The sequence below is a fragment of the Cerasibacillus sp. genome, from assembly GCF_036516575.1.
In the GTDB taxonomy this organism is placed as follows: domain Bacteria; phylum Bacillota; class Bacilli; order Bacillales; family Amphibacillaceae; genus Cerasibacillus.
In genome coordinates, this window is record NZ_DATBTY010000052.1 from 1 (window position 1) to 23457 (window position 23457).

Sequence of the window (23457 nt, forward strand, 5' to 3'; positions counted from 1 at the left end):
GTTTAATTTTTAGTAGGCTCGCACTAAAGGCTTGAAGGGCAGAACAACGGCCACCTTCATATAAATAGGTAAGCGTATCAATGACAAAGCTGGCATGTACTTTTGATTTTAATGCATCTACTTCTTCATAAATTTGCGATGTAGGCACCCCTTTCTTTATTCGTTCTCCGGCCTCGATAACGAGATGCCCCATGCCTGTAGAAAGATTTCCTGAATCTATGACATAGATATTTTCCAATTCTTCACTTGCAAGTTTCGCATTTTGATGTGAGGAAGAGATGCCTGAACCTAGGCTAATATGAACGACTTCATGCCCTTCGTCTGTCCATTGACGAAAGTGATCGATATATTCTTGAGGGTTTGGTGCAGATGTTTTCGGTAATATACGTTCTTTTTTAAAGGTTTCGTAAATCTCATCTGGTGTAATGTCAACCCCGTCTTGATAAATTTTATCGCCTAAGTTTATACGAAGAGGCTGTAGATGAACGTCGTACCGTTCCAGTAGTGCGGTGCTTAAATCACAAGTACTGTCAGCACTGAGAATAATTTTTGACATATGTATTCAACCTCTCTGATTTTAGTACACTGTATTTACTATTACCGTTATTCTATCAAGAGTGCACAAAGACATTCAAACATTTGATATTTCCATAAACATTTTAAAAATACCGATTCCACAACTAATCATTTGCTTGTAACAACATGGTAGATTGCTATTTCATAAAGGAAGCCGACAACGAATATTTAATGATTTTACTAATTCCAATTGCACCTGATTAACAAGATTGATTGTGAAGCGGCTATTTTTCGGACGGACATTTCCATTACAATCGATACCGTTTCACAACGATACAGCATTATTAGATAGGAGAATTAATGTTTAAATGTCAGATTTAATTTTCGTTTCTCATCATCTGTAAACACGCGTGAACGTGTTAAAAATCGCTTCCCTTCTGGTCCCTCTAATGAGAACATTCCACCACGCCCATCAACAACATCGATAATTAATTGCGTATGCTGCCAATATTCATATTGATCTTTTGCCATATAAAACGGCGCGCACCCTATTTTTCCTAATAAAACGTCCGCATCTCCAACGCGAAATTCATCACGTGGATAACACATCGGTGAGCTGCCATCACAGCAACCACCAGATTGATGAAACATTAATGGACCATGCCTTTCTTTTAGAAAACCAATTAACTTTAACGCTTTTTCCGTGGCAACAACGCGTTTTATCATTTTATATCATCCTTTTTCTTTTTGTCGCTTACAATTGTTGTGCCATCAGTGAAGTAACACTCCTTAATCTGTTTTTATGATATGCATTTAGAACATTAACAAGAAATACTTCAGCCGCAAGCGATAGATAATATACTGCGGGTACTTGAGAAACGTGTTTGAACGGTACTGTACTCGCTGATGAGCCTGCCATGAGTATTTAAGCATACTTCTCATGCGGTTTGGTATTCCTGGCAGACTCGTATGACATACATGAAACATTTTCAATACTGTTGTACCCGCTTAAAGACTTATCTAAGCATACTTAATCTACATTCCTTACGAATTGATATCCACAGGTGATATGCAATCGTTCTCAAAATGAAGACCAATAGTCAAATTAAAATAACCCCGTCGGTTCTTCACTATAACTGATAAGCAAGTTTTTCGTTTGTTGATAGTGGCTAAGCATAATTAAATGGTTTTCGCGTCCGATGCCTGATTTTTTATAGCCACCGAATGCGGCATGAGCTGGATATTGATGATACGTATTCGTCCACACACGGCCTGCTTGAATCCCACGCCCGAAACGATAGGCTTTATTAATATTTCGCGTCCAGACACCAGCACCGAGGCCATATAATGTGTCGTTCGCGATATCCATCGCTGAGTTTTCATCTTTAAACGTTGTGACAGATAGAACCGGGCCAAAAATCTCCTCTTGAAAAATCCGCATGTTATTATGCCCTTTAAAGATGGTCGGTTTGACATAATAGCCGCCACTTAGTTCACCTGCTAATTCATTCCTACTTCCACCAACTAATACTTCTGCGCCTTCTTCTTTTCCAATTTCCAAATAGGACATGATTTTTTCCATTTGTTCCATCGACGCTTGTGCACCCATCATTGTTTCGGTATCTAATGGATGACCGACTTTAATTTCTTTTACTCTTGCAATGGCTTTTTCCATAAAATCATCATAAATTGATTCTTGAATGAGCGCACGTGATGGACACGTACAAACTTCGCCTTGGTTTAACGCGAACATAACGAGTCCTTCGACTGCTTTATCTAAAAATCCGTCATCTTGATCCATCACATCATTGAAGAAAATATTTGGTGATTTGCCACCTAATTCAAGTGTAACTGGAATAATATTTTCGGATGCATATTGCATAATTAACCGACCTGTCGTTGTCTCACCAGTGAACGCCACTTTCGCAATACGACTATTTGTAGCTAAAGGTTTACCAGCTTCTAATCCGAATCCGTTCACTACATTCAGTACACCTGGAGGTAATAAATCACCGATTAACTCTAGAAAAACATGAATCGATGCTGGCGTTTGTTCAGCTGGTTTTAATACAACACAATTCCCCGCTGCGAGTGCTGGTGCAATTTTCCATGTAGCCATTAATAGCGGGAAGTTCCATGGAATAATTTGCCCAACAACACCGAGTGGTTCATGGAAATGATAGGCAACCGTATCATCATCAATTTGACTAATTGAACCTTCTTGGGCTCTAATCGCTCCAGCAAAATAACGGAAATGATCAATAGCTAGTGGTATATCCGCAGCTAATGTTTCCCGCACCGCTTTACCATTATCCCAAGTTTCCGCCACCGCTAACATATCGATGTTTTCTTCGATTCGATCTGCTATTTTGTTTAATATATTTGCCCTTTCAGCTGGTGATGTTTTTCCCCAGGCATCCTTTGCCTTATACGCCACATCCACCGCACGTTCCACATCTTCTTTCGTCGACCTGGCAATCTCACAAAACACCTCACCTGTCACAGGACTGACGTTTTCAAAATAGTTCCCTTTTACCGGTGGGACATATTCACCCCCTATAAAATTGTCATACCGCTCCTTAAACTGCACAACTGAACCTTTCGTATTTGGATTGACATATCTCATAAATAAAGCCTCCTCACATAAACGATTAGGTGTATCATGTCGTTTTCTTATGTAATCACGGGTTGCTATTTAAAAAAACATGATACCCCCTGATAACATGTTTATATTAAGTTTTTGAAAAATATTCATGATTTGACTCTTTTGATGAATATGATAGTCTAAGAGTGAAAGATATTTCGTTTCTACTAGGGGAGCCTGAAAAAGGCTGAGACTAATTAGGTTTAGGACCCTTGGAACCTGATCTGGTTAACACCAGCGGAGGGAAGTGGACGATTCGCCAAGCAATTAGTTGACTAGGTTAGACTCTTTTGGGGGTCTTTCGAGTCAATATTTAACTGCGAAATCACTTTCCTCCTCCAGAATCGGAAACGATAACAAGAGGAGGATTTTTTATGTCATTTTCACAACAATTAAAAGAAGCAACAAAGCACAGTTGGGAATTAAGTTTAAATCATCCATTTGTTCAAGGGATTGTAAAAGGTGATTTACCACTAGAAACATTTCGTTACTATATTTTACAAGACATCTATTATCTAAAGCATTACGGTAAAATTCATGCGTTTGCCGCAGCTCATGCCGATGATTTCGCTGTGTCAGCGATGCTTGCAGAAAAGGCAAAATTAACAGCTGAGGCAGAATTAACGGTTCATAAGCAACATGCGCAAATATTAAATATTACTGAAGAGGATTTGAAAAACTTCAAGCCTGCTCCAACGGCATACGCCTACACATCTCATATGTATCGGGCAGCCTTATCAGGTAGTTTAGCAGAAATTGTCGCCGCCATGTTACCTTGTTATTGGCTCTATGCTGACATCGGTCGTATCAATAAAGACGCCAAACCAAAGGAAGAAATCTATCAAAACTGGTTGGCAACATATGCCAGTGACTGGTTCCAAGAGTCCACACAAGAGCAGATTGACCTACTCGATGAATTAGCATTAGAAGCAAGTGAAAAGGAAAAGGAAAAAATAAAAGACCAATTCATTATCGCCAAAGAATATGAACTCGCCTTTTGGGAAATGTCATATACGTTTGAAAAATGGTTGTCTGAGAAAGACTAGAATTTCCGCAATGAAATTCACCCTCTATCGTGAGGGTGAATTTTTTTGGTTTTGCATCAGGTGGAGTGCCCTACTCATCGCGGGTGAGATCTTTTTCGCGAGTCCGCATTGGTTGCAGCGCTCTACTCGTTGCGGGTGAGACTTTTTTCTAGAGTTCGTATCGGGTGGAAAGCTCTACTCCACACGGATTTCGGTTTTCTTATGAGTTTGTAAGGAGTGGAGGGAGCTACTCCGCACGAATTTTAATTTTCTTATGAAACTGTAAGGAGTGAAAGGATCTACTCCACACAGATTTCGGTTTTCTTATGAAACTGTAAGGAGTAGAAGGCGATACTCCACACAGATTTCGGTTTTCTTATGAAACTGTAAGGAGTGGAGAGCTCTAATCCGCATGGTTTTCAATTTCCTCATGAGATTGTGACGAGTGGAGAGCTCTAATCAGCACGGATTTCGGTTTTCTTTTGAGATTGTAAGGAGTGGAGGGGGCTACTCCACACGGTTTTCAATTTTCTTATGAGTTTGTAAGGAGTGGTGGGGGCTACTCCGCACGGATTTTAGTTTTCTTATGAAACTGTAAGGAGTGAAAGGATCTACTCCACACGGATTTCGGTTTTCTTATGAGTTTGTAAGGAGTGGAAAGCTCTACCCCACACGGTTTTCAATTTTCTTATGAGTTTGTAACGAGTGAAGCGCACTAATCAGCATTTTATTCATCTTTCTAGTCTACTTGTAACCTGTGCTCCGCTTCATGAAGCCAAAATAATAAAATATTCATTGACAATTCCAGGACATCTTTTATAATCGAAGTGAGTAATCACTCATTATATGTGAGGAGGTCATGAAATGGGCATCTCAATAGACGTTAAGAATATTAGTAAGCGTTTTGGCAAAAAAGATGTGTTACAGGATATCGATTTAGAAGTTGCAGATGGTGAAATTTACGGGTTGATTGGTCCCTCGGGTTCTGGAAAAACAACCTTAGTGAAAATGATTGTTGGTATGGATCGGCCTTCTGCTGGAAGTGTTCGTTTGCTTGATAAAAAAGTACCTGACTTAACTGTATTGGAGAATATTGGCTATATGGCTCAGGCCGATGCCCTCTATACAGATTTAACTGGGAGGGAAAACTTACAATTTTTTTCTTCACTTTTTTCACTGAACAAAGCACAACAGAAAGAACGCATTACATATGTCAGTGACCTTGTCAACCTGACGACAGACTTACAGAAAAAGGTATCCACCTACTCTGGTGGGATGAAACGCAGATTATCCCTTGCGATTGCACTCATTCAAGATCCTCAGGTTATAATTTTAGATGAACCGACAGTTGGAATTGATCCAGAATTAAGGCAAACGATTTGGAAAGAATTAATGCGCTTAAAACATAGCGGCAAAACCATCTTACTAACGACACATATCATGGATGAAGCAGAAAAATGCGATCGTCTTTCGATGATACGTGATGGAAAAATCATCACATCTGGGTCACCAAAATCATTAAAATCCCAATATGACACAACGAATTTAGAGGATGTCTTTTTATTTGCGGGGAGGGAAAGTCAATGAGAGTATTCGCTTTAGCAAAAAGAATTGTAATCCAAATGCTTCGGGATAAACGCGCACTTGCTTTAATGATGATTGCACCGTTGTTTATTATCACGATTCTTCATTATTTATTTTCAAATGAAGACGTGACACCACGCGTTGGCGTAAGTCATACGAATGATTCATTTATCGAATACCTAAAAGAACAGGATGTCGATGTCGTTCAATACGATGAAAATATGAAGCTAAAGTCAACGATTGAGGATGATGAACTGGATGCGATGGTCACCATGGAAGATGATAATTATGTTATCATTTTAAAAAATGAACAAACGGGAACATCAAAAGCGATTGAAATGAAAGTGAAGCAATCGATTGCCAGCATACAAAAAGAAAAACAAACGAGTGAGCTCTCTTCCTTTATAGAGGAGATCAAACAAATGGCTCCACAACTTGCACAACTACCAACATTAGCTCCAGAAGACATCCCGGAAGTTGAAAAAGTTTATGTATATGGAGATGAAGAGACAACCTTTTTTGATCAATTGGCACCTATTTTTGTAAGCTTTTTCGTCTTTTTCTTCGTATTTATTATTTCTGGTATCGCTATTTTGCGGGAAAGAACATCTGGCACATTAGAGCGATTAGTTGCAACACCAATTAAGCGGCGTGATATTGTATTTGGTTATATACTCGGTTACGGTTTATTTGCTGTCATTCAAACTTTAATCGTCGTTTTTTATGCTATTCGTGTGCTAGATATTATTTTAATAGGTTCTATTTGGCATGTGATACTGATAAACCTGGTCATTGCTTTTGTCGCATTAACACTTGGTACATTACTTTCAGCTTTTGCTAATTCTGAATTTCAAATGATGCAATTTATTCCGCTCATCATTATCCCGCAAATTTTCTTTGCTGGAATCATACCTGTTGATACAATGGAAAATTGGCTCCAGTTCATTGCAAAATGTATGCCGATGTACTATGCTGGAAATGCCATTGTCGACGTGATGTATAAAGGATTGGGCTTTGAATATATCATAATAGAACTGTTCATTTTACTTGCGTTTGGATTTTCCTTTATGCTCTTAAATATCCTAGCATTAAAAAAATATCGACGTATTTAGTTGGAGGTAACAATGGAGCGTTTTGAATTAATTGTGCAAACACTTTTTGAATCGAATAATCTCACTGAGAAACAAGAGCAAATTTTAAAAGCAGCTGTACAATTATTTTCCGAAAAAGGATATGCTGCCACTTCAACAAGTGAAATCGCTAAACAGGCACAAGTGGCGGAAGGAACGATTTTTCGACATTATCGTACAAAGAAGGAATTATTGCTTGCTATTGTCGGACCTTTTATGGAAAAAATAGCTGACTCATATATTGTTAATGATTTAACCGATTTACTAAATAAAGATTACCAACGGCCTGAAGATTTGTTGTCTGCCATTATCGAAAATCGCCGTGATATCATCGTTCAATTTCTACCACTATTAAAAATTATTTTCCAAGAATTGCCGTTTCATCCGGAGTTACGTGAACATTTTTTACAACTCATTTCTGACAACATGTACCATCGGGTTGTAGAGGTTATTAATGATTATCAACAAAAAGGCATGTTAAAGAAGTTGCCACCCACTGCGATTGCTAAGTTTGCCATCACAAATATTCTCGGTCACTTATTTACTCGTTATGTTCTATTCCCTCATCTTGAATGGGATGATGTGCGGGATACAGAACAACTGATTCAGCTGATTATGAATGGAATAGGAAACAGTGATTCAAAAGTCGAATCATGATAAAAAATAAAAACACTGTCCTTAACGTGGTTCAAATCCTCGGGACAGTATTTTTATGTCTGTAGTAATCGAGAGGCATTCATCACGGGGATACATTAAGTACCCGCGGTTGCCTCACTGCGGGTACTGTTTTGACGTAAAGCTTGAGATGGTACCCGCGGAGCTGCCACCACCAGTACTTTGGAGCATAAATGCCCCGGAAAGTACCCGGGGCATGGTCCGCTCCCTCTCACTTTTCTAAAAATCATTTGCTGCGAATATTTTATTCAGTTACTCCCAATACGGCGGATTCTCTCCTTTATGCTCTGAAAGTATCATCGCCTCTCGATCGACTTCATAGGATAATCGCCAGTAACCATGTTCTTTACCTTTTTCCCATCTTTCGATAAAGTGAACGATGTATTTTTCTTTACCTATATCCTCTGCTTTGAGTTCTTTTTCAACGTTGTACCCACTAATCTCTTCCTGCCAGCTTCCCATTTTTTCTGGGAAGTCATCTGTGACCATTCCCTCACCTGATGTAGCAAACTCCACTGCAGCTTCCAAAGTAAATGGTGGAAGTGGTGGTGAAATGGCTTCGAAAATTCCCCATGACAATAAATAGAGAAAAACCGTTGCCGTCAATAATCTAAGAAGGAGCTTATGTTGATTGATTTTTCTTTTTACTAATTGATTAATTAGTGCATAAAGACAGGCTGCAACAGCACCATATAGCGCAAAACCCCATTCCATAAAAAAGAGGCCTCCCGCTAAACCAAAAAATATATGAAGGAGAATAGAGAGCTCATTCGAAAACATTAATTTCGTCTTAAAATAGTCAATACCTAAAGAGATAAGATTTCCATAAATAAAAATAATTGCCCCCGCATAAATAGCAACAACAAATGCGCTACCTATTATTTGGTTTCCTGTGTTAAATCTTAAATCAGTATGATTGTCAAAAATAATAATAAATCCTAATGCTAAAGAAAACAATGCCGTTGAAAGTATTGAGGTAATGATTTTCTCTAATAAAATTTGCTCCATCTTACTTTTCATCGCTCTCCCTCGTTTCAAAGGACTCCTGTTTATTAAATATTACGTTATAATTTTTCAAAGGATTCGGTGCTTTCATTTTACAAAAACGAAGCTAAACCTATCTGAAAAAGGGCGATTCCCTTCTTTTTAATATGAAGGCAATCGCCATAGTTATAACCTTTAGTCTCTTTCTCTCGTTTTCTGAGTATCTCTTATATTCTTCTGGATCGTTACTGATGCAAATAAACTAAGCGTAAATGCCATCCCATAAAATCCTTTTTCGCTTAAAATAATACTTTCTGCATTGTACAAACCAATCCCCATTAATAATACAGCTAAAATAAGTGCAAGCCAACTAATCCCATAATAAATATTAGTGACTGGTATTCCTTCTTCTTTATCTCTTACTGCTTTTTGTAAAGATACTGCTGAATAGAGTCCGAATATTAACACGGCGAAATAGTATCCTTTTTCGTTCAGTTCCATTGTTGCGTTAAATAAGCCGATTAGATATGCACCAACACCTACGAATAGTGCCGCCCATGAGGCCCCTACAAAAGCTGAAGTTGGTTCTCCTTCCTTTCTATCCATTTTTATTTTTGGCTTTTCTTCTATTTCCTTCTCTAATAAAGTCTCGTAATCATTTGACAATGTTTCTTCACCTCGATTTTTTATTTAATGATTGCAATTGCAGGTAAACGGCTAGTATCCATATTCATTATATAGAATTTCCCCAGAAGAGTTAGATGTTTTTTTATAATTCCGCCTCTTCGAAACAGTTTATTACCCCTTATCATTTACAACTCATAATCCCATTCACCTTTTAAAATTAGATACAAAGCAAGAAGGTCATTTTCTAAGTCATACGTTGTTTTATGTGCCGTGTCCCAACCTGCTTTTGGAAACATGATGTGAACAAGTTGTTCTGTAAAAGACTGGCGTTCTTTTTCTGGTATAGCTAGGAATCGCTCACTATATGTACGCAAAAGCTCCCAGTCTTTTTGCTGAAATGATTTTAATTCCCATTCACCAAGTTTGTATCGTTCTTTTTTGATGTTGCGTTTGGCAATTTCTTTTTCAATAGGGGTTAATTTCTTTCGCTGTTTTCCATCAAATTGATGTTTTCGTTCATAAACGACAATGGTGCCAGCAACAAGATCACCGACTCGTTTATGTCTTGGGTGTATAAAAATCATTAAAAGGCCGACTAGATAAAAGCCAGGCAACATATCGATAATACGAAATAAATTTCGAAGCAAGCTACCTATAAATGTGATTTGGTTGCCATTTTCATTAATTACTCGAATGCGCATGATGCGCTTGCCGATTGTTTGACCGTTTCCGAAAGCTTCAAAGAGGATAAAATATCCAGAAATCACCAGAAATACGAAGGCAAAGATAATAATAGTGGAAAATATTGCATCACCTATATCCATTGTTTCAACAAGATTGACACTTAAATAAAAGCCGGATAACGATATGATAATTAAAGAAATTAATAGAATAGCATAATCAATGATAAAAGCTGTTGCGCGACTCCCAAGCCCAGCTAATTGAAATTGGAGTGAGACATATTCTGGTGTTTTTACTCCGATTTTTTCTTTGTCCACGGTAAACCTCCTCGTTATAAATTTGTTTATATTTCATAAATATCGTATTATTAAAAAAACAGATAAATGATTAGCTGAAAGTAGGGATAATGTGAATGTCAAACAATTTGTCAACCAGTACCGTGACGGTTGGCATAAACTTGAGCAATTAATGGGAGTCATGCGTAAAGAACAGGCTTCTTCAGATGATATCAATCAATTTTATCGTCTTTATCAAAAATCGGCGCAACATTTATCCTATGCACAAACTTATTTTCCAAATGAAGAAGTTACATCTTACTTAAATGGTCTTGTCGCGCAATCTCATAATCTTTTTTATAAAAACACATCATCATATAAGGCACCATTTAGGCATTTTTTTACAGCTGTTTTTGTTCGATTGTTGTGGGAACAGCGCACCGCTATAATCATTGCATTTTTATTATTTATGCTTGGAACAATCGGGAGTTTCCTGACCGTCTTAGTTAACACGAATGTATTCGCTAGTTTTTTGCCTGAATATATTCAACAAGTTGATTCGAATCATTTTGCTGAACTTGATAAAGGAATTACTTCTGGACAATCGATTCTTTCCACTTCTATTATGGTCAATAATATTCAAGTTGCTGTTCTCGCTTTTGCTGGTGGAATAACTTTTGGGATTTTGACGACATTCGTACTTATTTATAATGGCGTCATCATCGGAACACTTCTCGGACATTTTTATTTATCTGGTCAGCTTTATCCAGCCTTAGCTTATATTGTTCCTCATGGGGTAATTGAATTAACCGCGATTTTTATTGCTGGTGGCGCTGGATTATTAATGGGCTATAAATTATTTGTACCGGGACGTTATTCGCGCCTATATCATTTAAAGACGCAAGCTAAACGTTCATTACAATTACTGCTTGGGTCAGTACCAATGTTTGTCATTGCTGGTATAATTGAAGGCTATATCACTCCAGCAGCAATATCATATGAGACAAAGTACTTAATCGCCCTGGCAACGGTAATCGGTCTTATGCTTTATTTTTGGCTTGGAAAAATGCGCTCTGATTATTTGTTACGCCGTTCAATGACACCAAAGGTTTAAAATAACTATTGGCTTCGAAACTAAGTTAAGCTTGTGAACTTAAAGTCGCGCGATTTTGGCATGGGATTGCGCGATTCTTGCCCAGGACCGCGCGATTTCTGCATCTGAGATAAACCACAGGATCGCGCGCCTAAACAACATGACGGTTAAGTAAATCAATATAATAAGAAACAGCTGTGGCTGCGAGTCGTTCCGCTTCTGTTTCTACCATTAACAGCCCACGATTTTCCCATTTTCGCTTCTCGCTTCTTTTTAATAACAATTGTTGTTGGGCAGTGCTTTTCAGCATCGCATCTTCAGCGCGGCGAATCGGTTGTTGAGTCATTTCTAATAATAGATGGTCTTCAATGCCGATGATTAAAAAGAGATGGCGCCTACGAATACGTTCTAAATACATTGAGGCACTTTCCTCAATCAGAAAGGTACGCACATCGCTAAACAACATGCAGAGACTCCGTTTCTTTTGTTTTGTCTCCATATAAGAAAAGACATAAGCATAGTTAGACTCGACTGGCTGCACTTCCAAATCATAAATCTCATCTAAAATCATTTGTAAATGTTCGATTCCCTTTCGCGGTGGGACATAGACGTGTACATCTTTAGAAAACGCGATAACAGATACATAGTCTCCACTATCGAGTGCGGCTGCTGCTACGGTGAGAACAGCTTCGAGGGATTTTTCCAATCGATTTGTCTCGCGTAATTCAGCACCCATCATGCGCCCGCAGTCAATTAACAGTGTTACATATTTTCCATGTTCAGGTTCATATTCATTTGTCATCACTTCACGGAGCTTCGCTGTTTGACGCCAGTTAATCATGCGCGGATCATCACCAACGACATAGTTGCGAATCTGTGTGAATTCGCCCGCGCCACTATGAAACTTCCGAATCGTTAAGCCTTCATAAAGTAAATAACGTTGGGCATCATTTAAGTAGTTTTTGGTTTCTGTTAAATCAGGAATGACTTTGACCGCTTCGTCAAACTGGACAGTCATTTGCTTTTGCCATAGACCAAAGCGGCTCTGGTATCGGACATAGCACGATGTAAGTGGATATTGCCCTCGAATCTGTGCTCTCGTCTTATATCGAACGGGCGTAGTTTCCTTGGAACGAGCTACTATTTGTAATGGAAAAGGTCGTATAAATGATTGGTCAAGTCCGTCAATGAGCGTTACATAAGCATCATATTCTGATTGATTATGAACCTTGATGTCAATTAAATATTCTTGACCACGTTCCATCGTATCGGGAAACACGCGCGAAATGGACATCTCCCGTTTACGTGGTAAAAAGAAGAAATCAAGCAAACTCAAACCAATGAAAAAAATATTAAAAAACAAAATAAAGCCCCAAGATAAACCAGTTAAACTCCCAAGAATAATTAAACTAAAAGATACAATCCCACAGATTATTAAAAGGCGTTTTCCTGGAACGATGCCCTTATCTCGGAACAGGAATCGATCCCACCAGTTCTTCGATGACATGGTCGACACTCGCTCCCTCCAATTCGATATGTGGGGCTAACTGAATCCGGTGTCTAAGGGCTGGTTTTACAACCATTTTCACATCATCTGGTGTCACATAATCACGTTGGTCTAAATATGCCCAAGCTCGTGCCGCTTTGCCAATCGAAATAGCTGCTCGTGTACTCGCTCCATAACGAATCGTATCTGTTTGTCTCGTTTCATAAACGATGCGCATCATATAATCAAGTACCTGGTCACTAATCGTTACTTGTTCGATAGCTTGTTGCATTTGAAGGAATTGTTCAAGATTGACTAGTGGCTCTGCATTCTCACTCATTTCAATATCCGTTAAATTTTGTCTTAGTACACGTTTTTCATCATCAAACGTTGGGAAATCAATGATGAGTTTAAATAAAAAGCGGTCTTGTTGTGCCTCTGGTAAGGGATATGTACCTTCGAATTCGATCGGATTTTGCGTCGCTACAACGAAAAAAACATCTGACAGCTTGTATGTTTCCCCTTGGATCGTTACTTGTTTTTCTTCCATCGCTTCTAGTAGGGCGGCTTGTGTTTTAGCTGGGGTACGATTTATTTCATCAGCTAGTAAAATATTTGTGAAAATCGGTCCCTTGATTGTTTCAAAAACGTTTTCTTGCAAATTGTAAATTGTACTTCCCGTAATATCACTCGGTAATAAATCAGGTGTAAATTGAATCCGATTAAACGTTCCGCCTAAGAGCTGGGCCAACGTTCGAACTGTTTTTGTTTTACCTGTTCCTGGCACCCCTTCTAACAACACATGCCCACCTGAAAAAAGCGCACATAGTAAAAGTCGTAAATTCATCGACTGCCCAATAATATGTTTTTCATACTGTTCCAATAACTGCTCGATTTTTTTGTTCATGTTTTTTCCACCTCAATCCGTAATTGGTCTAGCTGTTTTGACCATAAAACATATTCTTCTTTACTCAACTTCTTTTTTTGTAAAACCGTCGTTAATCCAGTAATAAATTCATCCACATTGATTTCACGATGTTCCCATCTATTCTTAAGGGTATCGGTTATGTCATGCCAAGCTTTTTGATATGGAATGAACCACTTCTCTTGTAGTAAATGTTTGACAAATTCAGCCTGAATAACGAGGGAATCATGATAATGCTGACCACGTAAATGCCACCTCGCTAAGGCACGAATACTTTCATCCGTAAAACGCACGTCGTCTGCCCGCACGGTCTCAATTGGCCCAAAGCGTTTACCACGATACCAGAGCCAAAGTAATGTCAACAGCCCACCTTGTAATAAAACTAACAGAAACCCTAGTGAAAAATACGAATAAAATGGTAAGCCACCTTGTTCTTGATGAATGTACTCATCAAACAAGATTGTGCCTTCACTTGTTTCATTAAGGATATGGACGAGCAATGGGAGATGGTCTTCTTGTAAAATGGTATCGTTTCGAAGCCATTCTGGATAAACTGAAACGATGAGTTCCCCTTTCCCTATCGATTGTTTTTGAGCGATAACACCATTATCATCCGATAACAGAACATCTGCATCATTTGATTCAGCAATTCGATTTCCATGTTTCATATTGGCATGAAAAATTTCGCCACTTGACGTGTCAATTGTTTGCCCTGAAAAAACAAATCTTGATTGCACTTCCAAATCAAATACAGCTCCTGGTTCTTCAGAAAACAATAAAATCGTATTACCTCGTTCTATAAATTCGCGATACGCTTCACGATCAGCCACTGTTAAAGTAATTGCTGGTTCAATCAATATTAAGAGCTGATTCTGTTTGACAGTCGATAAGCGTGTTGGGGATTTATTCCAACGATTGACCGATTCATTTTCTTTTTTCATATATGTATAAAATGCTTTAACGCCTGACGGTGCTGGAGATTCGGAGGCAAATTTTGGATAGTCAACAGGGCGTTTCGATTGAATGATATAACTAGCAACTAAAAAAAGGCCTAATAAACCAATAAATATAAGCCACCATTTTCGATTTTGCTTTTTTGCTTGGTACATCATCCTGTTTCCTCCAGCCATTGCAATGTTTGTTGACGAAAAACATCATATTCTTGTTCACCGATGACATGCTCTCCATAGACAACATCATCAAATGTTCGTGCCAATTCATAAAACGTTTTAGCTTTTTCTTTTGTGCCCTGTTTAAGTTCAAAATAATAGTCAATATTCGTTTTCCAAACTTTCTTCTCTAGCCAGCCACGTTCATCAAAATAAAGTAATAGTGCAAGAAAACGATGCCGTGTCGCATGTTGATATTCATTTTCCATTTCTTGTTTTTTAGCTTCAGCTAAATGCATCTGATACGTCCAATCGCTTTTATCCCATGTGGAGAATGGTGTTTGTTCCATATATTTCCGGCGTCTATGGATATTTCGGGTGAACGAAAATAGACCAAATATAATAAACAAGATAATCAATGTAATAATGACAACGAGAATAATTTCGGCAATATTTTCAGATGTTTCCGTCGTTTTAAATATGCCAATTAATTTATCTGCTAGCCAATCCACAAAATTATTCCACCATCTAGTGATGAACGATTCACTTTGATTGTAATAAGTTTGATATTCAAGTCGATTTAAGGTGTCTTGTAGTTGTTCTCTTGCATCATTGGCATCATACATCACGTTCACCCGCTTTCATACAACTTTTATTTATGACTCATACGAATCAATCATATCTTGAAAATCACCTGGATCATTACGGAGCTTTAGATCAAAATACATCACAGCATAGCCAACTGTAAGAATAATCGTTCCTATTAATAAGAGAAGATTTATAACGATATAACCGATAACCCCATTCCCAAGGATTAGGCCAACCGTTAATTGTAAGCCAGCATTTATTAAGAAAATAATAACTGTTAAAATCAAATACATTCCTAAAGTCGCCCAAGTCCTTTTTCTTGTTAATTTCCAACTCCTTGAGAAACCCGGTGTTCCCTCTTTAAATACGACTGAACCGATATAAAAACTAAATCGAGTCACCAAAAGAAGTATTACTACTATAAAAACGGGGATTAACAATAAAACAAGTAACCCACCACCAACATTGTCAGTAGCAAATAAGCTAAAAGCTAAACCGAAAAGTACAAATGCAAATGCAAAATAAATAGCTGCCATTAATAAACCGAATAAAATACTACTTCCAAGCATTGGCCCATACCGTTTAAATGCTTGCTTAATAACATTGCCTATTTCATACGATTCACCTTTTCGTATATGATTGACAACAAGTAAGATTGAGGCTATCGCCATTGGTGTTAATAAAATATTCAATAATACAGACATAACCCAAAATGTATCCGGGACTAACAATACCATTCCTTGTTCTAACTCATAAAAGAATTCTACAAACCACTCTTTCGTTTCTATGTTTCTTTGAAAGAGAGGGTCACCTTGTAAAAGCATCATAAATCCAGATAATAATACAATTGGTCCGATAAAAATAAGCAACAATAAAAATAAATTTTTAAAATGGGCTCTACTAATACTAAATGTATGGTCTAAGATTTGACCGAATGTTTTTGGATTTTGAAAACGTGAATCCATTCCTTATTCCCCTTCCATTTAAAATTTGGCTATAATCCGGAGTGTCATATTTTTTCTCTGTACTCTCGTGTTGGAATAGATTAAGATTTTTGTCATGTATCAGCTTCGAACAAGTCCATTGTGTCCGAAGTGATTCATTGTGCTGAACGTTTTATTTTCTGTTAATTTATCACTCCCTGCCTTCACACACATGTTATGAATTAGGTTGATTCATTATGTAATGGATTTAGTCAAACTCAAATCGTGCCTAATAATTTTGTTATATTGATTGGGTCATGATGTTTGTTCATGTTGAGGTAAAAAATACGTACAGATATTTAAGATGTGTATACAAAGTAGGTGAAGGGATTTCCAATTTATGCTATATATCCATAGTATAATAATTTAGATAATTTTCAACAGAAAACAGAAGATTAGTATTAATAATTTAAATCCACTTTATTTTTTAACATTTTCTCAACCATTAAATGTAAATTAGAAAAGCTATCCATAAGGGTTGTTAACTTATGGATAGCCTTTAAACAATCATAACTAATATGTTTAGGCGATTTTTCTTCTTTTGAACAGCATGATTCCAACACCAGCAACCATTAATGCACTACCAATCATGATTAGATTGAACATATTTGTTGCTGTTTTAGGTAGTTGTGAACCATCACCGTCTGTTTTTGTTTCTTGTTTATCACCTGATTTGTGACCAGGTTCGCCTTTTCCGAAGTCTTTATCCTCACCAGGGGTGCTTGAGTCGCCCTTGCCTGGATCCTCGCCTTCGCCTGGGTCTTCGCCAGGTTCGCCTTCATAATGAACAATAACGAATGGAATATTTAGTTGTTCAACAACTTCTGTTCCGTTTTGGTAAAGTGTGACAACGACTTCTAACCCTTCTAGGTCCTCGAGTGGTTCGCTACTTTCTCCAAGTGCTGTGAGGAATCCTTGGTGCCACTGTGTACCTTTAACTGTATCAAGGTTAATAAATGCTGTGTTACCATCCCACTCAATATCTAAATTGTCACTTGATGCGTTTTCTTCTAAAAAGTCTTTTAATGAATCTGGAATATTACCAGTTTCATACTCATCTGGACATGAACTTTAATTGTTTCTGGCACGTTAAATTCGACTTTCACCTGATCAACATCTTCAAGTGTTAAGTTTTGTGAAGTGAATGCAAATTGTAAAGCAAATAAATTTCCTCTAAGCCAGGGAAATCTTTTACAATTTGACTTTCCGAATCAAATGTCCATGCTTGATCCATACTTGAAAAGTCAACTGAAACATGACCTGCAAAATGTCCGCCCGGTAGAAAACTACCATCAATAATAAGAATGACATCTTCCTAAAAAAATGTCGAGAATCATAATAACAAAATAAAAATAAGTCTTTTGAACTATTAAGATACTAGCATGATTTTTTATAGAAATGTCATGGATTTGAATTATTTTAAATCCGCATTTTCCTCAACGAAAACCCCTATTAGCATAAGCCATAGGGGGTAGAATTATCTTTTGATTGGATTGTTCCTGTTTACTCGTTTCTCTTTTATCCATCACGTGGTTGTCAGTGTCATCTCCATGTTTGATATTTTCATTTTCTTCTTGTTCCGTCTTCTGTTCTATATGTTCATTCTCTTGTTGAGATGACGTATCTAATTCATTTGTTGTTTCATTTAACTGCTCCGCTGAGTTAATCATGCCCCTATGTTTAATCCGCTTCTCATCTAAGACACGGCTCATTTCTTGAATCCATTCACTTATCAGATTATCCGCTTTTTCAATGCTTGCGATACCATTCATATGATTAATATTATTTGAACAGAAATTATCCTTTAGTCGATGTTTATCTCGAATGTGAAAGGTTTATAATCAAGCTCGTAATTCTCAGATGACCCTTCTGCATGAAATGTGAGCTTCTTTTCACTCTCATCAATGGCTGGAAAAATGATGACTCCCTCTGTTTCAACGCCTGGTAATATTTCAGATTGAAGTTCTGGTAAGCCTGTTTCCAAATATGGCATGTTTTCTTCTAACTGTTTATTACCGGCAAGAAGCTTGGCATTGAAGCTATAAAAATCAATTGTCGCATCTGATTCATTCGTAATTTTTAAATAGACACGTGTTTCTTCATCTGCTACTTCGACTTTCTGCAGTTCCATATGATAACCATGTTGGTTGATTTCTTCATTGATATCGATTGTGTACTTAGCTGGTGCAACTGCTGTCACATAATCAACGACTTCAAGTTTTGTTGCTTCAATGACAGGAGCTTTAACGACACCACCAAAGGCGTTTTCACCTTCAAATTCATCTTGCACAATCCCCGTTAGCTTGACATAATCATCCGTTTTCACCTTTACATTTGTATCTGTTATACCAACGAGTGTATTCTTTTCACTATTTACCGGGTCCGCAAACATTTGGAAATAAACACCATCATCATCTGTTTCAGGTTCATTAAAAACAATCCCAGTTAACTCAACTTCATAACCTTTATATTTTTTCGGGTCGCTATACATTTTATCTATATCCTCTTCAGCCACGACTCCCTTTGCTTCTGTAACTTTCTCTTTTTTGCTTTCTGAACCACTGGTTTCTTCTGCTCCACAACCAACCATGAATAAAAATAAACTAATAACAATAAATAATAGCGATTTTCTCAAATTCGATCTCTCCTTGTTTCATAATGTCATTTTGATCGTATCACATAGGTTGTACAAATAAATGCATATCTAAGATTTTTAATAATATGATGTCACTAATTTGTTAGTTTTATAACGTATAGGCTTCTATAGTTGATAAAGTCGTCCTTTACAGCACAATTTATAGTAGATGTAATGACCTAATAATAACCCTTCATGATATAGAAAGCGATTTCAGATTACTTTATAATTAATAGTATGATGTATAAACACACTAAAGGAGCTGATTTACTTGAAGGGAAAACAGACGGTCTATGTCAATGAGTTCACTAATGGGGTTTTAGATCCAAGCAAAGAAATGGACTATGTCGTTAAGAACGGCGGGTATATTGTAGCTAACACAACACCAGGTTGTTGGGGGCCAATGATTACACCCGCCTTAAAAGGTGGACATGAAGTCACCAAACCGGTTTATGTTGAAGGAGCAGAAGTTGGTGATGCGATAGCGATTTCGATTAAATCCATCCAAGTTACCTCAGTGGCAACTTCTTCTGGAAATGACAAGCCTGTAGAAGGGCGTTTTACTGGTGACCCATTTATTGATGCTAAATGCCCAACTTGTGGAACTGTAAATCCTGAAACAGTTCTTAAAGGAATCGGTGAGACTGCTGTTCACTGTACAAAATGTGATACAGATATGACACCATTTATTTTTACACATGGTTATACAATGGCATTTAATGAGCAAAAGTCAGTCGGTGTGACATTACCAAAAAACGCTGCAGAAAAAATTGCTCAAGATGGCCGAAATTACATGTGTACACCTGAGCAGTCTATCCAAAATCCAATTGTGTCGTTTGCAAAACATGATATGCCTGGAGTTGTTGCACGTTTACGTCCTTTCCTAGGTCAATTAGGAACAACACCAGCTCGTGCATTTCCAGACTCGCATAATGCTGGAGATTTTGGTCAAGCATTATTAAATGCGCCACATGATTTCAGTATGACCGAAGAAGAATTAAATGATCGCACAGACGGGCATATGGATGTCAACCGTGTTCGTGCCGGTGCAGTTCTCATTTGTCCCGTAAAAGTTCCAGGTGGTGGTGTTTACTTAGGTGATATGCACGCTATGCAAGGTAACGGAGAAATTGCGGGTCATACGACAGATGTGGCTGGTATTGTTAATCTACAAGTTCACGTCCTAAAAAATGTTCCTCTAGAAGGACCTGTTCTCCTACCTGTAGAGGAAGACCTTCCATATTTAGCTAAGCCTTTTAGTGAAGAAGAAATTGCTCAAGCGAGAGCGTTAGGTGAAAAATGGGGTGTTGCCGAATTAGAGGATGCACTTCCTGTTTCCTTTATCGGTACTGGAAAAGATCTTAATGATGCGACAACAAATGGAATGGAAAGAGCAGCAAAATTCTTTGATATTACAGTTCCTGAAGTAATGAACCGGGCAACAGTTACTGGTTCTATTGATGTCGGGCGCCATCCTGGCGTTGTGACCGTTACATTCCTCGTTCCAAAAGATTATCTTGAAAAAAGAAATCTGTTAGAAATAGTGGAGAATCAATATTTATAGTGATATAAAGATATATTCTTATCCTGCTGCGCCTCATAAGTTAGCGTTAATGACTTATGAGGATTTTTATTTTTTGTTAATCGAGTGTTTCTCGTTGTTTGAATAGTTTCTTAGAATGTGTGTAGCTGAATGCTTTACTCCTTAATTTGTTCGTTTTTTTTCTGAAGTGGTGCGGAGTGCGGAGGTCTACTCCTCACGATATATCAAGAAAACCAAAAGCCATGTGGAGTAGAGCCACCCACTCCTCACAATCTCATAAGAAAAACAAAAGCCATGTGGAGTAGAGCCTTCCATTCATCACGATTTATCAAGAAAAACAAAAGCCATGTGGAGTAGAGCCTTCCATTCATCACAATCTCATAAGAATAACAAAAGCCATGTGGGGTAGAGCCTTCCACTCCTCACAATCTCATAAGAAAAACAAAAACCATGCAGAGTAGAGTCTTCCACTCCTCACGGTATATCAAGAATAATAAAAACCATGCGGAGTAGAGCCTTCCACTCCTCACGGTATATCAAGAATAACAAAAACCATGCGGAGTAGAGCCAAACACTCCTCACGGTATATCAAGAAAACCAAAAAACATGCGGAGTGCAGCAATCTACTCTTCACTGATGTGAGTTTTTTCTAAAGTTGTGCAGAGTACGGCGGTCTCCCCATTGGGTGTGGCAGTTTTTCCACAGTTTCGCACCCTGTGTAGTTCTATATCCTTTACTGTAACGATTTTTATTGAGTTCAACATCATGTGCAAAGTTCTACTAGTTGCGCCTAGCGAAATTCCAACTAATTTGCATTAGGTGCATAAAATTGGTAAAAAATTCCCTTCATTTTCTGAGTTTTTTTTGATAGAATTAAAGCATTACTAGGAAATATGCTAATCGTCTGAATGCAATCGTTTGCAATGTTTAGTACCGGTCTTTCCTAGTAACAAAACCTTCCTTAAACTATGTATCTGTCGAACCCGATAAACATCACGACATACAGCGTTAAGGACATCATATGATCATTGAGAGGGGAAGCAGATGAATAAACAATTATCTATTGGGCAACTTTTTGCAATCGGTTTCATGCTATTGGCTATGTTTTTAGGTGCTGGGAATACGATTTTTGCACCAATGGTAGGCCAGTTAGCAGGTACCAATACATGGATTGCGATGACAGGTTTTTTAATTACAGGGGTGGGACTTGTTCTGTTAGCAATTATTTCACTTGCTATTTCTGGAGGTACCGTTGAACAGCTTGCTGGAAGGGTTGGGCCACGCTTTGGTGTTTTCTTTTCAATCGCTTTATTTTTAACTTTGGGTCCAATTTACGTCATTCCACGGACAACATCTGTTGTTTATGAAGTGAGTATCGTTCCAATTCTAGGCTCTAATATTTCGGGGAGTATGGTACTATTTATTTTTTCTACTATATTTATCATATTAACGATTTTATTATCTTTAAATCCAGGGAAGTTCGTTGACCGGCTTGGAAAAATTATTACACCAGTGTTCGGGACACTTCTTGCAATATTGATTATCAAATCTATCGTGACACCAATGGGGTCGCCTGGCGAACCACGTGATCCATATATACAAGATACTTTTTTCAAAGGATTCGTCGAGGGTTACTATACAATGGACGTTTTGGCTGCTTTTATTTTTGGTGGGATTTTTATTAAAGCAATCAGTAATGCTGGTGTGACCGAAAAGAAAGCACAATCAGTTGTGTTTATTAAATCAGGTATTATTACGATTATTGGGTTAGCCATTTTACAGCTTTCCTTAGGTTGGATTGGCGCTTCAAGTGTCGAGGCAATTGGTTATGCGAATAACGGCGGTGAAGTACTAGCGAACAGTGCACGTTATTTATTCGGAGATATTGGGTTATTAATGATTGGAACGGTTATTTTCTTAACGGGGATTACGACAAATATTGCTTGTTTATCATCAGTTGCAGAATATTTTAACCGGATTTATCCGAAAATTTCTTACCGTCAATGGATTTACTTATTAGCACTTGTCAGTTTGGTGATTACAAACTTTGGACTCGCTACCATTCTTGATATAGCTTCACCTATTTTATTATTACTCTATCCACTGGCAATTGCTCTTATTATCTTATCCTTTACCAACAATTGGTTCAAAGGACGCCGCGCTGTCTATGTTGGCACAATGATTGGAACAGGGTTTGTTGCTTTACTTGATGCGGTTAAAGAGGCAGGACTTTTTGTTGATGCAATCAACCAAGCATTTGCTTTTATCCCGCTATTTTCAATCGGTGCTGGTTGGATTGTGACCGGTTTAATTGGTGCGATCATTGGATATGTTTATACATTATTTAACGAAACGGAAGAACGCATGTTACCAATAGAAGAATAAAATACCTTTTAACATTTCTATGAAAAAAGAGAGCAGCCTAGTTAGTCTTACTTGGCCACTCTCTTTTTATGCTATAGTGAAGGAACCGTATTAAAGTAACTACCTTGTTGACTTAGCGATTGAGTGCCCCTGACTTGTGATGGGATATAAGCCATAATGCACTCTCCTAAGTAGTGACAAGGTTATTACATGCTCATTACGGCCCGTTGTACTCACAGAGACACCCCCAAAATCATGCACTTACTTCCAGCCAATCCATTCATGCAATGTTGGTAAACCGAAAACAAATAGGACGAAATTGATAGCAAAATAAGTAAAAATACCCGCCAAGAAAACTAAACCAAGCCTCTTTGCCAACATATCCTACCTCCTCGTATACTATGTTTAGGCATTACCTTTTCGCCTTTTCAATCTGACTAATTCATAAAAATTGTATTTGCTAGTGTACCCGTTACTTTCCACTGCAGGCGGACGCTTTCCTTAGGGCTGCTTGAGCCTCCTCACTCGCAAAAAACGCTCGTTGCGGGGTCTCAAGACGCATGCTTCTCCCGCTGGAGTCGCCGCCTTCC

At 37.9% G+C, this 23457-nt stretch carries 21 protein-coding genes and 1 riboswitch; of the genes, 7 read left to right on the plus strand and 14 right to left on the minus strand.

Features of this window, described 5'->3' with window-relative positions; translation table 11 throughout:
• From VIG73_RS09035 to adh, 3 genes are all read right to left on the minus strand, one after another.
• A partial coding sequence (locus VIG73_RS09035) for a DegV family protein (RefSeq protein ID WP_331641145.1) occupies nt 1–556 on the minus strand: 556 nt, incomplete at its 3' end.
• Nucleotides 557–873: 317 nt separating this feature from the next.
• The gene (locus VIG73_RS09040; RefSeq protein WP_331641147.1) at nt 874–1242 is read right to left on the minus strand and encodes a DUF779 domain-containing protein; all 369 of its coding nucleotides are present in this window, start codon (nt 1240–1242) and stop codon (nt 874–876) included.
• Between the two features lie 379 nt (nt 1243–1621).
• Nucleotides 1622–3142 (minus strand): aldehyde dehydrogenase, encoded by a 1521-nt coding sequence (adh, locus tag VIG73_RS09045; RefSeq protein WP_331641149.1) that lies wholly within the window; start codon nt 3140–3142, stop codon nt 1622–1624.
• A 177-nt stretch (nt 3143–3319) separates the two neighbouring features.
• Nucleotides 3320–3423: riboswitch (TPP riboswitch) on the plus strand.
• 111 nt (nt 3424–3534) lie between these two features.
• Here adh and tenA point away from each other — a divergent pair.
• The 4 genes from tenA to VIG73_RS09065 all read left to right on the plus strand — a co-directional run bounded on the left by tenA (nt 3535) and on the right by VIG73_RS09065 (nt 7556).
• Nucleotides 3535–4206, plus strand: coding sequence for a thiaminase II (tenA, locus tag VIG73_RS09050; protein ID WP_331641151.1), 672 nt, complete (start codon nt 3535–3537; stop codon nt 4204–4206).
• Between the two features lie 843 nt (nt 4207–5049).
• Nucleotides 5050–5772, plus strand: a complete 723-nt coding sequence (locus VIG73_RS09055) for an ABC transporter ATP-binding protein (RefSeq protein ID WP_331641153.1) — start codon at nt 5050–5052, stop codon at nt 5770–5772.
• Complete coding sequence (locus tag VIG73_RS09060; protein WP_331641156.1) at nt 5769–6881, plus strand: ABC transporter permease; 1113 nt, start codon at nt 5769–5771, stop codon at nt 6879–6881. The genes VIG73_RS09055 and VIG73_RS09060 overlap by 4 nt, the downstream gene beginning before the upstream one ends.
• Nucleotides 6882–6893: 12 nt before the next feature.
• Nucleotides 6894–7556, plus strand: coding sequence for a TetR/AcrR family transcriptional regulator (locus tag VIG73_RS09065; protein WP_331641158.1), 663 nt, complete (start codon nt 6894–6896; stop codon nt 7554–7556).
• Between the two features lie 270 nt (nt 7557–7826).
• Here the strand turns inward: VIG73_RS09065 and VIG73_RS09070 are convergent, their stop codons facing one another.
• From VIG73_RS09070 to VIG73_RS09080, 3 genes are all read right to left on the minus strand, one after another.
• Nucleotides 7827–8582: a hypothetical protein gene (locus tag VIG73_RS09070; protein ID WP_331641161.1), complete on the minus strand. Its 756-nt coding sequence runs from the start codon at nt 8580–8582 to the stop codon at nt 7827–7829.
• Nucleotides 8583–8753: 171 nt separating this feature from the next.
• Nucleotides 8754–9164 (minus strand): inner membrane protein YiaA, encoded by a 411-nt coding sequence (yiaA, locus tag VIG73_RS09075; RefSeq protein WP_414648392.1) that lies wholly within the window; start codon nt 9162–9164, stop codon nt 8754–8756.
• 206 nt (nt 9165–9370) lie between these two features.
• A complete protein-coding gene (locus tag VIG73_RS09080; RefSeq protein WP_331641166.1) occupies nt 9371–10183 on the minus strand; it encodes an RDD family protein in 813 nt (270 codons plus the stop codon).
• Nucleotides 10184–10274: 91 nt separating this feature from the next.
• On the opposite strand from VIG73_RS09080, the gene VIG73_RS09085 reads away from it, so the two are divergent.
• Nucleotides 10275–11255 (plus strand): stage II sporulation protein M, encoded by a 981-nt coding sequence (locus VIG73_RS09085; RefSeq protein WP_331641169.1) that lies wholly within the window; start codon nt 10275–10277, stop codon nt 11253–11255.
• Nucleotides 11256–11385: 130 nt separating this feature from the next.
• On the opposite strand, the gene VIG73_RS09090 is transcribed toward VIG73_RS09085, so the two are convergent.
• The 8 genes from VIG73_RS09090 to VIG73_RS09120 all read right to left on the minus strand — a co-directional run bounded on the left by VIG73_RS09090 (nt 11386) and on the right by VIG73_RS09120 (nt 18960).
• Entirely contained in the window at nt 11386–12741 is a 1356-nt protein-coding gene (locus VIG73_RS09090; RefSeq protein WP_331641187.1) for a DUF58 domain-containing protein, read from the minus strand.
• Entirely contained in the window at nt 12698–13627 is a 930-nt protein-coding gene (locus tag VIG73_RS09095; RefSeq protein WP_331641171.1) for a MoxR family ATPase, read from the minus strand. The genes VIG73_RS09090 and VIG73_RS09095 overlap by 44 nt, the downstream gene beginning before the upstream one ends.
• Complete coding sequence (locus VIG73_RS09100) at nt 13624–14757, minus strand: DUF4350 domain-containing protein (protein ID WP_331641173.1); 1134 nt, start codon at nt 14755–14757, stop codon at nt 13624–13626. The genes VIG73_RS09095 and VIG73_RS09100 overlap by 4 nt, the downstream gene beginning before the upstream one ends.
• Complete coding sequence (locus tag VIG73_RS09105) at nt 14754–15380, minus strand: DUF4129 domain-containing protein (RefSeq protein ID WP_331641175.1); 627 nt, start codon at nt 15378–15380, stop codon at nt 14754–14756. The genes VIG73_RS09100 and VIG73_RS09105 overlap by 4 nt, the downstream gene beginning before the upstream one ends.
• 30 nt (nt 15381–15410) lie before the next feature.
• Nucleotides 15411–16307, minus strand: a complete 897-nt coding sequence (locus tag VIG73_RS09110; RefSeq protein ID WP_331641177.1) for a hypothetical protein — start codon at nt 16305–16307, stop codon at nt 15411–15413.
• A 540-nt stretch (nt 16308–16847) separates the two neighbouring features.
• Nucleotides 16848–17363: an LPXTG cell wall anchor domain-containing protein gene (locus VIG73_RS15735; protein WP_414648393.1), complete on the minus strand. Its 516-nt coding sequence runs from the start codon at nt 17361–17363 to the stop codon at nt 16848–16850.
• A 398-nt stretch (nt 17364–17761) separates the two neighbouring features.
• The gene (locus VIG73_RS09115) at nt 17762–18097 is read right to left on the minus strand and encodes a hypothetical protein (protein WP_331641179.1); all 336 of its coding nucleotides are present in this window, start codon (nt 18095–18097) and stop codon (nt 17762–17764) included.
• 32 nt (nt 18098–18129) lie between these two features.
• On the minus strand, nt 18130–18960 hold the full coding sequence (locus tag VIG73_RS09120) for a DUF4352 domain-containing protein (RefSeq protein ID WP_331641181.1): 831 nt from the start codon (nt 18958–18960) through the stop codon (nt 18130–18132).
• 271 nt (nt 18961–19231) lie between these two features.
• On the opposite strand from VIG73_RS09120, the gene VIG73_RS09125 reads away from it, so the two are divergent.
• Both VIG73_RS09125 and brnQ read left to right on the plus strand, forming a co-directional pair.
• Entirely contained in the window at nt 19232–20524 is a 1293-nt protein-coding gene (locus VIG73_RS09125; protein WP_331641183.1) for an acetamidase/formamidase family protein, read from the plus strand.
• A gap of 1023 nt (nt 20525–21547) precedes the next feature.
• On the plus strand, nt 21548–22888 hold the full coding sequence (gene brnQ, locus VIG73_RS09130) for a branched-chain amino acid transport system II carrier protein (RefSeq protein ID WP_331641185.1): 1341 nt from the start codon (nt 21548–21550) through the stop codon (nt 22886–22888).
• Nucleotides 22889–23457 lie beyond the last annotated feature (569 nt).

Excerpts from the sequence above, each read along its gene's own strand:
- VIG73_RS09040 (WP_331641147.1), bottom strand. The coding sequence starts at position 1,242 with ATGATAAAACGCGTTGTTGCCACGGAAAAAGCGTTAAAGTTAATTGGT.
- adh (WP_331641149.1), bottom strand. The coding sequence starts at position 3,142 with ATGAGATATGTCAATCCAAATACGAAAGGTTCAGTTGTGCAGTTTAAG.
- tenA (WP_331641151.1), top strand. The coding sequence starts at position 3,535 with ATGTCATTTTCACAACAATTAAAAGAAGCAACAAAGCACAGTTGGGAA.
- VIG73_RS09055 (WP_331641153.1), top strand. The coding sequence starts at position 5,050 with ATGGGCATCTCAATAGACGTTAAGAATATTAGTAAGCGTTTTGGCAAA.
- VIG73_RS09060 (WP_331641156.1), top strand. The coding sequence starts at position 5,769 with ATGAGAGTATTCGCTTTAGCAAAAAGAATTGTAATCCAAATGCTTCGG.
- VIG73_RS09065 (WP_331641158.1), top strand. The coding sequence starts at position 6,894 with ATGGAGCGTTTTGAATTAATTGTGCAAACACTTTTTGAATCGAATAAT.
- VIG73_RS09070 (WP_331641161.1), bottom strand. The coding sequence starts at position 8,582 with ATGGAGCAAATTTTATTAGAGAAAATCATTACCTCAATACTTTCAACG.
- yiaA (WP_414648392.1), bottom strand. The coding sequence starts at position 9,164 with ATGGATAGAAAGGAAGGAGAACCAACTTCAGCTTTTGTAGGGGCCTCA.
- VIG73_RS09090 (WP_331641187.1), bottom strand. The coding sequence starts at position 12,741 with ATGTCATCGAAGAACTGGTGGGATCGATTCCTGTTCCGAGATAAGGGC.
- VIG73_RS09095 (WP_331641171.1), bottom strand. The coding sequence starts at position 13,627 with ATGAACAAAAAAATCGAGCAGTTATTGGAACAGTATGAAAAACATATT.
- VIG73_RS09100 (WP_331641173.1), bottom strand. The coding sequence starts at position 14,757 with ATGATGTACCAAGCAAAAAAGCAAAATCGAAAATGGTGGCTTATATTT.
- VIG73_RS09105 (WP_331641175.1), bottom strand. The coding sequence starts at position 15,380 with ATGTATGATGCCAATGATGCAAGAGAACAACTACAAGACACCTTAAAT.
- VIG73_RS09110 (WP_331641177.1), bottom strand. The coding sequence starts at position 16,307 with ATGGATTCACGTTTTCAAAATCCAAAAACATTCGGTCAAATCTTAGAC.
- VIG73_RS09115 (WP_331641179.1), bottom strand. The coding sequence starts at position 18,097 with ATGAATGGTATCGCAAGCATTGAAAAAGCGGATAATCTGATAAGTGAA.
- brnQ (WP_331641185.1), top strand. The coding sequence starts at position 21,548 with ATGAATAAACAATTATCTATTGGGCAACTTTTTGCAATCGGTTTCATG.